This is a genomic window from Haloleucobacter albus, assembly GCF_052492075.1.
On the sequence record NZ_JBQWAS010000028.1, the window covers coordinates 106,097 to 119,223 of the forward strand.

General features: G+C 63.7%; 10 protein-coding genes. 4 read left to right on the forward strand and 6 right to left on the reverse strand.

Going from position 1 to position 13,127, the window contains the following annotated elements; genetic code table 11:
* Positions 1 to 42: 42 nt before the first annotated feature.
* Positions 43 to 912: a 4-(cytidine 5'-diphospho)-2-C-methyl-D-erythritol kinase gene (locus ACT6QH_RS10460; protein ID WP_444974771.1), complete on the reverse strand. Its 870-nt coding sequence runs from the start codon at positions 910 to 912 to the stop codon at positions 43 to 45.
* 259 nt (positions 913 to 1,171) lie between these two features.
* On the opposite strand from ACT6QH_RS10460, the gene ACT6QH_RS10465 reads away from it, so the two are divergent.
* Positions 1,172 to 2,932, forward strand: a complete 1,761-nt coding sequence (locus tag ACT6QH_RS10465; RefSeq protein WP_444974772.1) for a tetratricopeptide repeat protein — start codon at positions 1,172 to 1,174, stop codon at positions 2,930 to 2,932.
* Positions 2,933 to 3,205: 273 nt separating this feature from the next.
* Positions 3,206 to 6,058: a DUF2339 domain-containing protein gene (locus tag ACT6QH_RS10470; RefSeq protein WP_444974773.1), complete on the forward strand. Its 2,853-nt coding sequence runs from the start codon at positions 3,206 to 3,208 to the stop codon at positions 6,056 to 6,058.
* 181 nt (positions 6,059 to 6,239) lie between these two features.
* Here ACT6QH_RS10470 and ACT6QH_RS10475 read toward each other — a convergent pair whose 3' ends face one another.
* A complete protein-coding gene (locus ACT6QH_RS10475; RefSeq protein ID WP_444974774.1) occupies positions 6,240 to 6,482 on the reverse strand; it encodes a DoxX family protein in 243 nt (80 codons plus the stop codon).
* A gap of 170 nt (positions 6,483 to 6,652) precedes the next feature.
* Here ACT6QH_RS10475 and ACT6QH_RS10480 point away from each other — a divergent pair, with 170 nt between their 5' ends.
* Positions 6,653 to 7,624 (forward strand): LysR family transcriptional regulator, encoded by a 972-nt coding sequence (locus tag ACT6QH_RS10480; RefSeq protein ID WP_444974775.1) that lies wholly within the window; start codon positions 6,653 to 6,655, stop codon positions 7,622 to 7,624.
* Between the two features lie 4 nt (positions 7,625 to 7,628).
* Here ACT6QH_RS10480 and ACT6QH_RS10485 read toward each other — a convergent pair whose 3' ends face one another.
* The 4 genes from ACT6QH_RS10485 to ACT6QH_RS10500 all read right to left on the reverse strand — a co-directional run bounded on the left by ACT6QH_RS10485 (position 7,629) and on the right by ACT6QH_RS10500 (position 11,407).
* Positions 7,629 to 8,051 (reverse strand): hypothetical protein, encoded by a 423-nt coding sequence (locus ACT6QH_RS10485; protein WP_444974776.1) that lies wholly within the window; start codon positions 8,049 to 8,051, stop codon positions 7,629 to 7,631.
* Between the two features lie 121 nt (positions 8,052 to 8,172).
* A complete protein-coding gene (locus ACT6QH_RS10490) occupies positions 8,173 to 9,450 on the reverse strand; it encodes an MFS transporter (protein WP_444974777.1) in 1,278 nt (425 codons plus the stop codon).
* 182 nt (positions 9,451 to 9,632) lie between these two features.
* Complete coding sequence (locus tag ACT6QH_RS10495) at positions 9,633 to 10,301, reverse strand: Spy/CpxP family protein refolding chaperone (RefSeq protein ID WP_444974778.1); 669 nt, start codon at positions 10,299 to 10,301, stop codon at positions 9,633 to 9,635.
* A gap of 158 nt (positions 10,302 to 10,459) precedes the next feature.
* Positions 10,460 to 11,407, reverse strand: a complete 948-nt coding sequence (locus ACT6QH_RS10500) for a metallophosphoesterase family protein (RefSeq protein ID WP_444974779.1) — start codon at positions 11,405 to 11,407, stop codon at positions 10,460 to 10,462.
* 296 nt (positions 11,408 to 11,703) lie between these two features.
* Between ACT6QH_RS10500 and ACT6QH_RS10505 the strand changes: the two genes are divergently transcribed.
* Positions 11,704 to 13,053 (forward strand): glycoside hydrolase family 2 TIM barrel-domain containing protein, encoded by a 1,350-nt coding sequence (locus ACT6QH_RS10505; protein WP_444974780.1) that lies wholly within the window; start codon positions 11,704 to 11,706, stop codon positions 13,051 to 13,053.
* The last annotated feature ends 74 nt before the right edge of the window (positions 13,054 to 13,127 follow it).

The window sequence follows — 13,127 nt, forward strand, 5'->3', positions numbered from 1 at the left end:
TTTGTCATATCCGGGTGGACCGGTGCGCCGGCATCACAGATCTCAGCGCAATATGGTAGGCCGCACCCACCATTCGGGCTGGGCCGCAGCAATGCGGCGCGCCAATACCGCCGCGGCGTGGCAATCCTTCACCAGAGCAAACGCGGTTGCACCAGAACCGGACATACGCACCAAAAGCGCCTCCGGCTGGGCGGCCAGCAGATCCATCACCCGGCCAATCTGCGGTGCGATGACCTTCGCCGGCGGCTCCAGATCGTTCGGCAAGGCTGAAAGCAGGGCAATCAGTTCGCCCATATGCTGCGGCATATCCGTGGGATGGGTCGGGCCGGGCAAGTCCTCACCCGCCCGCAAGGCCAGCGCCCGGAACACATCCGCCGTTGGCACCGGCACCCTGCAATTCACCAGAACGCCAGCCAGACGCGGCAGCTCCAGCGGCGCGGAAAGGCGCTCGCCCACCCCGCCCATCAGCCGGGCGCGCGGATCGACACAAACCGGCACATCTGCCCCGCAATGGGCCGCCGCAGAAAACAGACGCGGATCATCCCCCTCAAGCCCATTCAGCCGGGCCAGCAGGCGCAGCGCTGCGGCAGCATCGGCAGAACCGCCCCCAAGGCCAGCCGCCACCGGCAGGCGCTTCACCAGCCGAAAGCCGCCCATCCGAGCCCCCGGCACCAGCCGGGCAAAGGCCTGCGCCGCGCGCAGAACCAGATTATCCTCATCCGGGCCGGCAGCCTCGGCCATCGGGCCATCCACATGCAGGGCCAGGGGCTGATCGGGTTCAAGGCTCAGAAGATCTGCTGTACCAGCAAAAGCCACAAGGCTGACAAGCTCGTGAAAACCGTCCGTCCGCCGGGCGGTGACACGCAGGGTCAGGTTGATCTTCGCCGGAGCGCGGGCGACAAGCTTATCCATATCTTTTCTTATGCGCACGGTGGCGCACGGCACTAGTGCACCAACCCCACACCCGGCAGGAAACACCCTGGCACGATCGCCTGCGCCAGACCGTGCTTCTTCCTCACCACTCCATGCCCGAACAAGATTGCCTGCCGAAAATTACCTGCCAAAACTTGCAGGCGCGGCGGAAAATCGCCATCCTCCCGCCATCTCGCACCGCTTCAATGCCTTGCAAAATCCGTTTCTTCCGCTCTTGAAGCGTTTCAGGATTGTGTCCGTGAAGATCTCCCGCTCTCCATCCCTTGCGGTTCTTGCCACAGCGTTTGCCGTCACATTCCAGGCCGTCGGCCCCGCCATGGCGCGGACAGACCTGCGGGATGATGTCGAGCCCACGGTTTCGGGCAGCTATCTGGCAGCCCGTTTCGCCAGTTCCGAGCGCGATAATGACGCCGCCGTCACGCATCTGCGCAATCTGCTCAAGCTGGATGCCGACAATCCGGAAGTGGTGGAGCGCACCTTCATCGCCACCCTTGTGGACGGACAGATGAATGATGCCGTGGCGCTGGCGCGCCGGCTGGTGGAAATTGACAGCAATAACCGTCTGGCCCGCCTCACCCTTGGGGTGAACGCCATGCGCAAGAAGCATTACCGCACCGCCCGCTCCAATCTTGCGCTTTCGGTCAGCGGCCCGATCGGGGATCTTACCGCCACGCTTCTGGCTGGCTGGAGCTTTCTCGGCAGCGGCCAGCCCAAAAATGCCGTGACCGTGATCGAACGCCTCAAGGGGCCGGAATGGTATGCCGGCCTCAAGGCCCTGAATGCCGGGCTGATCCTGCAAGTGGCAGGCAAGGACAAGCAGGCCGGCAAGCTGTTGCGACAGGCCGCCGAGCTGGACCCCAACTCCCTGCGTGCGGTGGAAGCCTATGCGCGCTGGGTCTCCCGCAATGAGGCCCCGGAAGCCGCGCTCGCCATCTTCAATGCGCTGGATTCGCGTCTGCAACGTCACCCCATGGTGAAGCAGCAGAAAGCCACGCTGGAAAGCGGAAAGCCCCTGCCTGCACTGGTCAACACCCCGCAGGAGGGTGCCGCACAGGTGCTTTATGATCTGGGCACACTGCTGGCCCGGCAGGGTGGTGAGGATCTCGCACTGGTCTATCTTCAGCTCGCCACCTGGCTGAACCCGGATCACCCCTTCGGCTATCTCACGCTGGCCGAGCTGTATGAGCAGCTCAAGCAGCCGGAAAAGGCCATCGCGGCCTACCGGCTGGTGCCGGCCTCTTCGCCCATGAAGCGGGATGCCGAAATTCAGTTGGCCGTCAATCTGGATGCCACTGACAATTTTGACGAGGCTCAGGAGCACCTCAAGGCGCTGGTGACGACCCAGCAGAGCGAGCCGGATGCTCTCATTGCCCTGGGTCGCATCCAGCAGGGCCGCAAGAAATTCGCGGACTGCGCGCAGAGTTATGCCAGCGCCATCAAGCTCATCACAACGCCGGGCCAGAGCAACTGGCCGCTTTTCTATCTGCATGGCATCTGCAATGAGCGCGCGGAGAACTGGCCTATCGCCGAAACCAGCCTGAAAAAAGCGCTGGAACTGGAGCCGGACCAGCCTCATGTGCTGAATTATCTGGGTTATTCCTGGGTCGATCAGGGCATTCATCTGGATGAAGGGCTGGGCATGATCCGCAAGGCCGTGGCGCTGCGGCCGGATGACGGCCCTATCGTCGACAGTCTTGGCTGGGCCTATTACCGCCTTGGGCGCTATCAGGAGGCGGTGAAGGAGCTGGAACATGCGGTGGAGCTGATGCCGCAGGATCCGGTCATCAACGATCATCTGGGCGATGCCTACTGGAAGGTGGGCCGCAAGCTGGAGGCCGGCTTCCAGTGGAACCACGCACGGGATCTGAAGCCCGAACCGGATGATCTCGAAAAGATCGAGAAGAAGATCAGGCTCGGCCTTGATGCCGCGGAAGCCCCCGCCCCGATCAAGAAAGCCGAAGATGTGAAGAAGACGGACGACAGCAGCGCCCCCCAATAAAGGCCGGCTGTTTGCAAACGGGGCGCAGCCGCGAAAGCCGCGCCCCACTCATGCAGACATCACCGCATGGCGCTCTGGTCCGCCAGAGTTGGTGGCGTCTTGGCTGAGGCCCCTCATCGCCTCCGGCTCCAGCCAGAATGAAAGATATGCGGACGCTGGTGCCTGCCACAGGCTCTTCCGCTTTCCCCCGCAAATCGTGCTGTTCCGAAAAGCGCCATTACCGGAAAAACAGGAGCTCTCTCTTTCCCGGTGATACGGCCCAAGGTGATGTTGATGGATCAGGAACTTCTCTGGCTGGTGCTGTTGCTTCTGGCCTTCCCCTTCATCGCCATCATGGCGCTGGTCCTCAGCCTTCATCAGCGCAGCCGTCTGCAACATCTTGAAGCGCGACTGGATGGAACGGAAGCCGCGCTCTTCCGGCTCAGGCAGGAATATAAGGCGCTTGCCGAAGGCAGAGCCAGCCCCGCTTCATCCCCCCTTTCGGCAGAAACGCCGGATGAAACCGAGAGCGCTCAGCCTCCCCCACAGACAGGCAAGACGGAGCCGGAAACATCCGTGCCGGATCATGCCCTGCCTGTGCCACCGCCCCTGCCCCTGCCCTTCGGCCGGCGCAAGGGAGCAGACAGCGCTATCAGCTTCGGCGGTGGCGAGACGCCCCTCGGGACAGCCCCTCTCGCAGCCGCCAAGGCCGCTTTTGCAAAGGGCTTTGAAGAGAAGATCGGCGCACGCTGGAGCGTCTGGGTCGGCGGGCTGGCGCTGGCGCTGGGCGGGGTTTTTCTGGTGCGTTTTGCGGTGGAAGAAAACCTGCTTGGCCCGATTGGGCGGGTGATGCTGGGATTGCTGCTGGCCGCCATTCTGCTCGCCACCGGCGAAGTGCTGCGCCGGGCCGACAACCGACGAGTGGCGGAGCAGCCTGTCACGCCTGAGCCAGAAGGTGAGGAGGCGACATTCCCCGGCCCTGCCCGCAGCCGCCGCACCTTGCTGCCCTCCATTCCGGCCACCCTCACTGCGGCTGGCACGATGACAGCCTTTGGCAGCATTTATGCCGCGTATGAACTTTATGCCCTCATCTCCCCGGTCACCGCCTTCGTGCTGCTGGCGCTGACAGGCATCGCCACGGTCTTTGCCGCCCTGCTGCATGGCCCGGCCCTCGCGGCGCTGGGCTTTGTGGGTGCCGCACTTACCCCTTTCCTTATCATCACGAATAACCCCAACGCCTTTGGCGTGGCCATTCTCATCAGCGCAGTCGGGGCCAGCGCGCTTGTGGTGGCGCGGGCGCGCTATTGGCGCTGGCTGGCGCTGCTCTCTATCGCCGGCATGGGGGCATGGGGCTTCACCCTGTTGCTGGCTCTCGTTCCGCAGGCGGTGCCAGCCACAGGATTGCTCGGGCTGGTGCTGCTGGCCCTCACTGCGCTCTTGCTGTCGCCGGGCCTGTTCTACGGCCCTCCGGCGGATGGGCGGCGACTGGATGCGATCTCCTGCCTTGCGGCCACGATCACGCTGGCACTGGGCGCACTGGCGGCGGTGGATGATGGCACCATCCCCACCTCTGCCCTCGCCATTTTTCTGCTGCTGGGGTTGGGCGCTCTGGTGCTGTCCTGGCGAGCACCGGCCACAAGCCTGGTGGTGCCAGCTCTGGCGGTGATGGCACCGCTTCTCAGTGCACAATGGCCTCTGCCCCCACCCCCCGGCACGGCGCTGGCCGCCCCCGGCCCCATGGCCGGTGTGGTGGCGGAATTGCCCGGCCCCTCTCTGGCGTCCTTCCTGCTCTATAGCATCGGCGTCGGCGGTGTTCTGTTTCTGGCGGGGCTGGCTGGCGCATGGCGCAAGAACCGGCGCATGGCTCTGGTGTGGGCGGCTGCCGCCGCCATCGGCCCCGTGCTCATGATGATCGCGGCCTATGCCCGGCTGACAGGGCTTGAGGAAAGCCCGCCCTTCGCACTGGCCGGCCTTGTTCTGGCACTGCTGTTCACCTTCGCATCCGAAGCCCTGACGCGTCATGGACGCTTGGCGGCGGCCGCCATCTTTGCGGCCGGAGCTGTGGTCAACCTGGCGCTGGGGCTGGCCTTTGCGCTGGAAAAGGGCTGGCTCACTGTGGGGCTGGCGCTGGCGGCGCTGGGTGTGGCCTGGGTTTCCACCCTGCGCCCGCTGCCCGGCCTGCGCCAGCTTTCCGCCGCGCTGGGGCTGGTGGTGCTGGGTCGGGTCATGTGGATGCCCAGCATCGCCGGCGATATGCTGAGCACCACCCCCATCTTCAACTGGCTGTTGTGGGGCTATGGCGTGCCGACGCTGGCTTTCGCCGCCGCCGCCCGCCTGCTGGCCCGCAAGGGTGATGACTGGAGCCGAAGAGTTCTGGAAAGCCTCTCTCTCGTGTTCGCCATACTGCTGGCCGCGCTGGAAGCGCACCATTATGCCCATGGCGGCACCATATCCGTAGAAGAGGCCGGCACCGGCAACCAGCTGTTCCAGAGCGGCCTGCTCTCCACCCTTTATGGCGCTTATGCGCTGGGGCTCATCCGTCTGGCCCGGATCAGCGCGCGCCCCTTCTTCCGCCTGCTCGCCAGTGTGGTGGCGGCGCTGGCGGCGGTGCTGGCGCTGGGTAGCCTGCTCTGGGCCAATCCCTTCGCCACGGAACAGAATGTGGGCGGCCCCATCATCAATGATCTGCTCACCGGCTATGCCCTACCAGCCCTTCTGGCGCTGCTGATCGCCCGTGAGCTGCCGGAAAACCGCCCCCGCTTGCGACTGGGCGTGCTGGCCAGCGCGCTGGTGCTGGGGCTGGCATGGCTCACCTTCGAGATCAGCCGCCTGTTTCAGGGCCCGGTGCTACGGGTGGAGACCATATCCGCCATGGAATGGTATGCGTGGTCCGCCGCCTGGCTGGGAGTGGGCATCGCCCTGTTGCTGGCCGGGCTGGCGCTGCGCTCCCGCGGCTTGCGTCTGGCTTCGGCAGCTGTCACCGGCATTACGGTGGCCAAGGTTTTCCTCTCCGATATGGCGGATCTGGAAGGGGCGCTCCGCGCTTTCTCCTTCATTGGCCTTGGCGTGGTTCTGGTGGGTATGGGCTGGCTGTATCAGCGCCTTCTGACCTCACCCACCCAAACCGATGCCGACAGCCCCGGCTGAAGCCGCTGCGCAGCCGCCGGGCGAAACGGAATGAGCGGCGATGGCTTCCGCGCGAAAGCCCCCTCTCCCGCCAGCGCCACCACCACCGAGCTGGCGATGAGGAAGGCGGGGTATTCCCATCCGCCCCCGGCTGCGGAAAACACCCAGCCATTGGGAATATGCACGCTCATGGCCCCGGCCATCACCGGAATGAGCAGCACAGCGACCGGCGCGCATAAACACCGCCGATCAAGGCCAGACCGCCCAGACATTCGGCTAAAATCACCGGCACAGCCAGAATGCCCGGCAGGCCCTGACTTTCCAGAAAACCGGCAAACCCCGGAATGGTGAAGACAGACAGCTTCATGAGCGCATGAGACGCCCATATGAGGCCGAGAGACACCCGAAGAATGAACAGGCCATAGGGGCCGGTCCGCATATCCATGATAAACCCTTTCCGCACTGGAAAGGCGCTGATGAACAGCACCCGGAACCTGTCATCCGGCCTTGCTGTCATATCCCGGCCCAGCGCCCATTGATGCAGAGCTATTCCTTTCAATACCGCAATGCGATAAGCTGTTTTGCCCTAGAAATTTTGCGCAGGTGCAATGAAGCATGATTGCATGGGATGATTTCCGCCTCGTTCGCGCTATTGCACAAAGCGGCTCTCTGGCCGGTGCGGCGGAAATGCTGAGTGTCAACCATTCCACTGTGTTCCGCCGCCTTGGCGCGTTGGAGGAGCAACTGGGCACGCGGCTGTTCGAGCGTTCTCGCGCGGGCTATGCGGTTACCCCCACGGGCGAGGAAATGGTGCGGCTGGCCGAGCGCATGGCCGAAGATGTGGTGGCAGTGGAACGGCGCATCACCGGGCGGGATCTGCGCCCCTCAGGCGAATTGCGGATCACCACGAACGACATTCTGCTCACCCACATGCTCACACCCATATTGGCGAGCTTCCGCACTGCCTTCCCGGAAATCCGGCTGGATGTCGCCGTCTCCAACCAGTCTCTCAACCTGTCGAAGCGGGATGCGGATATCGCCATCCGCGCCAGCAATCATCCCGGCGATACGCTGGTGGGCCGACGCATCGCCAATATCGCCTGGGCGGTCTATGGCCGGCCGGACATGCTGGGCAGCATCCGGCTGGAACCGGGCGATCTGCGCCGTCATCACTGGATCGGCTTTTCCGAGGGGCTGGGGGGCATCAAGCCGGCAAAATGGCTGCGCGAGCGGGTGGGCGAAGACCAGCTTGTCTACCGTGTGAACACCGTTCTGGGGCTGGCGGAGGCGGCTGCGGCCGGAATCGGGCTGGCGGTTCTGCCCTGCTTCATCGGCGCAGGCATTCCCGGACTTGCCCGGCTGATGCCGCCGGACACCGAGATGGAAGCCGGGCTATGGCTGCTGACACACCCCGATATTCGCTCAACAGCACGGGTGCGCAGCTTCATGGAACATGCCGGGCGGGAGTTGGCCCGCTTGCGCCCGGTGATTGAAGGGCGCGAAAGCACCATGCCGCAGATTCTGCCGGCCATTGCCGCAGCCGCACCCCACAGATCGGATGCGCCAGTTTCCCCCTCTCAGGACTGATAGCTCAGTCGCGCCTGTGGCGAGAAGCCATGCGGGCGCGCTCACGCCCCACATGCTTGAAATCGCACCACATGGTGCTGACCCCGGCCAACGTGCCGCGAAAAGTGGAAGAGCCTGTACGCACCACATCAAAGCAGGGCTCAAACGCCATGCCCTTGAGATAGCCGCATACAGCGCCATCACGCACACGCAGCGTGTTGGCCGGCAGTTTCACATAGCGCAGGGGGCGTGCACGCAGCGAGATCGTGCCCGCTACGGAGCCATCGGCATGCACCTTGCCTTGCCCGCTGGACCCCTCAAAGCAGGAGAAGGAGAAGGTACGCCCCACCACAAAGGCGCGAGCCTTTTCGGGTGAGAGTTGCTCGGCGCTGGCAGGCGCTACGGCCAGCGTGGCCGAACCGAGCGCGGCGAAAATGGTCTTGCGCATGAGATCAGGTCGCGGCTGGCTGAATGATGAAATCGGAATCCGGATCGCTCAGGATTCGCAAGATGAAAACATGAAAAGGCTTTCCGTTTCCTTACCCCAAGCAAGAGCGAGCCGGCGCACATCAGGCCGTGGCCAACGCCGGCGCAGGGGCCGGACGCTCACGGATCGGCAGATTGATGACGGCCGAGGCGAAGGAGAGAGCCACAGCACCCCACCACACCCAATCATAAGAGCCAGTGCTCTCATAAAGCTCGCCACCCAGATAAACGCCGATGAAGCCCCCCACCTGATGCGAGAAAAAGGCAAAACCATACAACATGGCCATATAGCGGGTGCCGAACATCATCATCACCAGGCTGGAAGTGGGCGGCACGGTGGAAAGCCACAACAGGCCCAGCACAGCACCGAACAGATAGCAGCTCAGCGGGGAAACCGGCACCAGAAGGAAGGCGATGATCGCCACGCCGCGCGCCGCATAAATCCAGGCCAGAAGCCATTTGCGTGACATGCGCCCGCTCAGATATCCGGCCGAGAGCGAGCCCACAATATTGCACAGGCCAATCAGCGCCAGCGTGGTGGCCCCCACCTCAAGGCTCATGCCCGCATCCACCAGATAGGCCGGCAGATGCACGGTGACGAAGGCCAGTTGAAAGCCACAGGTGAAAAAACCCAGCACCAGAAAAATATAGCTGGGATAGCGCACCGCCTGCGCAAAGGCCGTGCCGGCACTCATCTCGGCAGCCGGCGCATTCCCCTCTCCTTGGTGCGGGTCATCCTGCGCAACGCCCCGTGTGGCCAGCGCGAAGGAGAGCGGAATCACCAGCAGCAGCACCAACCCGAAGCAGACAAGGGTGTCCTGCCAGCCCACCGTGTGGATGAGACCACTGGTCAGCGGGGGAAACAGGAATTGACCGAAAGAGCCGGCGGCGGTTGCAGCCCCAAAGCCCAAAGGCTTCCAGCGATGCGGCAACAGCTTGCCGAAGGCCGCCAGAACCAGATTGAAAGAGGCGGCGGAGAGGCCGAAGCCCACCAGAACACCTGCACTGAGATAGAGCATGCCCGGCGTCATCGACCAGGACATCAGCACCAGGCCGGCCCCATAGATCAGGGCCCCCACACACAAGACGCGCACAATGCCAAACCTGTCGGCAATTGCCCCGGCGAGGGGGGAGCCAATGCCCCAGAGCAGATTTTGCACCGCCACGGCAAGCCCGAACACGTCGCGCCCCCAGCCCAGCTCATTCGACATCGGCACCAGAAACAGGCCGAACACGGCGCGCGGGCCGAAGGTGAGCATGGCAATGGCGCAGCCTGCAAAAATGATGAGCAGTACCGCACGGCTGCCCCCCGAAGACGATGCTGAAGGCTGTGGAGGAGCGGGCGTACGCATTTGGGGCATGGGGCTTCTCTGTACGGCGCCCGATATGGGGCTTCCTTGCGCCCTTATATCAGCACGCCGCTTCTGTCATCCGACAACAGCTCCCTCACATGCAAATGGCGCGATCAGCCGGGCTGGTCGCGCCATTCAACTCTCAGAGCACGCGCCCTTTCAGCGCGCGCCCTGTCCCTCGCGGGGCACCATCACTCGGCGGTGTCGTCATCCCCCGAGGCGTCATCAGCCGGAGCCATCATGCCGGGACCGCCCATGCCCTGCCCCTTACCCATCATGCCGGGACCACGCATGCCAGGACCACCCTTGCCCATGCCGGGGCCGCCAGGGCCACGCATGCCGGGGCCATAACCATGAGCGCCGGGACCACCAAAGAAGCTGGCAAGCCCGCTGCGCATCAGCACGCTGAGGCGCTGCTTCTGGGCATCATCCAGGCTTTCATAAAGCGGGGCGGCGGCATCGGCCACCTTGCGCATGGAGGCCGCGCGCTCGTCCATGCGATCGGCGGCGGTCCGCATCCGGGTGATGGGATCGAAGGCCGGGCGTTCACCCTTTGCACGGGCTTCCTGCCGCGCCTCACGGTGGGCCTCACGCATCTGCTGGCGGGTTTCCATGCGCTCCTTGTTCACTTCGAGAAGGGTGGTCTCGAACTTGGTCCAGAGCTTGTCCTGATCTGCATTCAGCTTCAGAACATCCTTCACGGCGGCCAGGCGCGCCGACATCACAAGAGCCCGATCCTCAGCCGTCCAGCCACCGCGCGGGCCAGGGCCGCCCGGCCCACCCATGCCGCCCGGACCGGCATAAGCCGCAGTACCGGCAACAAGAAAAGCGGCGGTGGCAGCAATAACAGCTTTTTTCATGGAACATCCTCCTTAAAGGCTGAAGACATCATGCAAAGCTGAACCTTCGAACTCAACTTAAAGTTCCGTAATTATCTATGCGGCAATCTGTTACCTGCCAGCGAAAAAGGAAAGTCGCGAAACGATATCGTCGGCAAACTTTTGCCTCAACTCTAAACTCAGCGCATCCCATCCAATGCGGCGGCCCCCAGAATGAAGCTGCGCGACAGGCTCTGCACCCTGGGGGGCTGCCCTTCCACACCCGCTCCAAAGCCTCGCCGCTCAATTTCACAATGCCATGCGCCCAACTGGCCGGAAACGCGATACAGCGCATATCCTCCGGCTTTGGCGCTCGCGCGTGGTCCGGCCGAAGCCGATGGCACGCCCACCACCGGAATGCCCTCTTCGGTTTCGCCGGGCAGCAAGGAGACATGATCCAGAGTGGCCTTGTGCTCGTGCCCATGCAGCACCAGTTCCGCCCCGGCCTGCACCAGCACGCGCCGCACAGCAGCCGCATCCCGCAACCGGCGATGCCAGGCCTGTTGCCCAACCGGCGGGTGATGCAGCATCACCACCCGGAACAGCCCTTCCTGCCCCAATTCCTCCAGCACGCGCGACAGACGCTGCAACTGTCGGTGCCCCACCCGGCCAGAGGCCATGAAAGGCGCTGTCGGCACGGCTGTGGAAAGCCCCACCAGCGCCAGCGGCCCACGCCGGCGCACATAGGGAAACGTCTCCGCGCCTGTCGGCGCGCTGACGCCATCACCCGTCAGATAAGCCCCCCATTGTTCCAGATGCAGCTGACGGGTGGAGCGCACATAAACATCGTGATTACCGGGCACCATGCTCACCTGCTCCGGTGAACCCAGCGCCCTGAGGAAGGCCGCGCCGGTAACAAACTCCCCCGGCAAGCTCACATTGGCGAGATCTCCGGTGACACAGATATGATCCGGCGCCTGCGCTTTCAGATCCTCCAGCAGCAGATTGAGCGTGGAAGGCCCCAGATTGTGCCGGCGATGGCGCTTCCAGTTCATCACGCCCAGAATGCGCTTGCCCAGAAGTTGAGACAGGCGAGCCGACGGCAGCGGGCCAAGATGCGGGTCCGACAAATGAGCGAGCACGAACATGCACCTTGCCTCTTTTCACAGGCCGCCAGAATACGCGACAGCATCTCTTAGCTTATTTTGGCCGGAAAGAGAGGCCCGCAACCCCTCTCGCACAAGAGGAATATTTTCAGTAAAAATCATTCCAATGAATAGTCTTCTATATTTTTCACATGGTTTTTTGCATGAATTCAAACCAACACCCTTGCGCATGACGCGCTGGACCCGCAATTTCCAGCAACATGAAGCCCAGTGTCACAGGCTCTGGCATCATGCCTTCCACCTTGTTTGAGATCATAAATCAGGAAGCCCCCTCCTCCGTGTCTATTCCGCGTCTTTGCATCATGCCCATTGTGCCCAATTCCTCTGCTTTCAATACCCGCCGGCTGTGTGCTGTGGCGGCCCTGTGCGCACTTCTTGCACCCACGGCCCTGCACGCCGCGCAGCAGCCTCCCACAGCCTCGCCTGCCCTTCAGAAGCAGGATGCCAGCCATGATGATGTCACTGTGCGCGGCACCCATATTCTGGTGAATGGCCGGCCCTTCCTGGCCAATGGCGCAGGTGGGCGGGCCGGCTTTGAGGATCTGGCCCGGCTGGGAGCCACCACCGTGCGTACCTATGGGCAGGACCCCGGCCCGGTTCTGGATGCTGCGGAAAAAGCCGGGCTGAAGGTGATTGCCGGCTTGTGGCTGGAACATCCGCGCCACGGCTTCGATTACCTAGATACTGCGGCCCGCAAGGCCCAGCTTGAAAAGCTGCGCCCCATGGTGGAGCGCTACCGCAACCACCCCGCCCTGCTGATGTGGGGCGTTGGCAATGAAATGGAAGTCGCGGTGAGCGATGAGGAGGCCCGCCCTGTCTGGCCCGCCATCGAGGAAGCCGCGCAGTTCGTCAAGACGCTGGACCCGCACCACCCTGTCATGGCTGTCACAGCCGATACCGGGGCCGACAAGGTGGCGCAACTGGTGCGCCATGCCCCCTCCGTGGATGTGCTGGGCCTGAATGCCTATGGTGACAGCCTTCTGACCACCGCAGACCGGGCGCGGGCGCAAGGCTGGAAAGGCCCCATCATCTTCACCGAAATGGGGGCGGATGGGCACTGGAGCGTGCCGCGTGCACCATGGGGCGCACCGATCGAGCCCAACACCACCGCCAAGGCGGACAAGATGCGCCAATATCTGCAACGGGCGAAACAGCAGGGCATCGGGGCAATTCCCATCGTGTGGGGCGACAAGCAGGAGGTCACCCCCACCTGGTATTCTTTGCTGTTGCCATCGGGCGAATGGACCGAGACAGTTGGCGTGATGGCCGAGCTGTGGGGGGGCACCCCTCCCGGCGGCCCCAACCGCGCACCGCGCATTGAGGGGCTGAATTTTGAAGGCCCCATGAGCTTCCCCCCCGATGGCGAAACCCGCCTGAAGCTGACCGCCAGCGACCCCGATGGCGACCCGCTGGATGTGACCTGGCAGGTGATGGCGGAAACCACGGCCCACAGCGTGGGCGGCGCGCCGGAGCCCGTGCCCCCATCCTTCCCGCAGGCCGTCCATGAACCCACGCGGGACAGCGCACGCATCGCCGGCCTGCCGCCGGGCCGCTACCGGGTGTTCGCCACGGTGCGTGATGGCAGGGGCGCGGCCGCCAGCATCAATCTGCCGTTTGAGGTGAAGTAACCCGGCCTCCGAACGATTTCGGGCTCGCGCGGAATGAATTACGCGCTATGGTTGCAATTCATTCCGCCATGCCC

What these genes read in the sequence shown, in the direction of transcription:
- ACT6QH_RS10460 (WP_444974771.1), bottom strand. Translation starts at nt 912, where the DNA reads ATGGATAAGCTTGTCGCCCGCGCTCCGGCGAAGATCAACCTGACCCTG.
- ACT6QH_RS10470 (WP_444974773.1), top strand. Translation starts at nt 3,206, where the DNA reads ATGGATCAGGAACTTCTCTGGCTGGTGCTGTTGCTTCTGGCCTTCCCC.
- ACT6QH_RS10475 (WP_444974774.1), bottom strand. Translation starts at nt 6,482, where the DNA reads ATGGATATGCGGACCGGCCCCTATGGCCTGTTCATTCTTCGGGTGTCT.
- ACT6QH_RS10480 (WP_444974775.1), top strand. Translation starts at nt 6,653, where the DNA reads ATGATTGCATGGGATGATTTCCGCCTCGTTCGCGCTATTGCACAAAGC.
- ACT6QH_RS10485 (WP_444974776.1), bottom strand. Translation starts at nt 8,051, where the DNA reads ATGCGCAAGACCATTTTCGCCGCGCTCGGTTCGGCCACGCTGGCCGTA.
- ACT6QH_RS10490 (WP_444974777.1), bottom strand. Translation starts at nt 9,450, where the DNA reads ATGCCCCAAATGCGTACGCCCGCTCCTCCACAGCCTTCAGCATCGTCT.
- ACT6QH_RS10495 (WP_444974778.1), bottom strand. Translation starts at nt 10,301, where the DNA reads ATGAAAAAAGCTGTTATTGCTGCCACCGCCGCTTTTCTTGTTGCCGGT.
- ACT6QH_RS10500 (WP_444974779.1), bottom strand. Translation starts at nt 11,407, where the DNA reads ATGTTCGTGCTCGCTCATTTGTCGGACCCGCATCTTGGCCCGCTGCCG.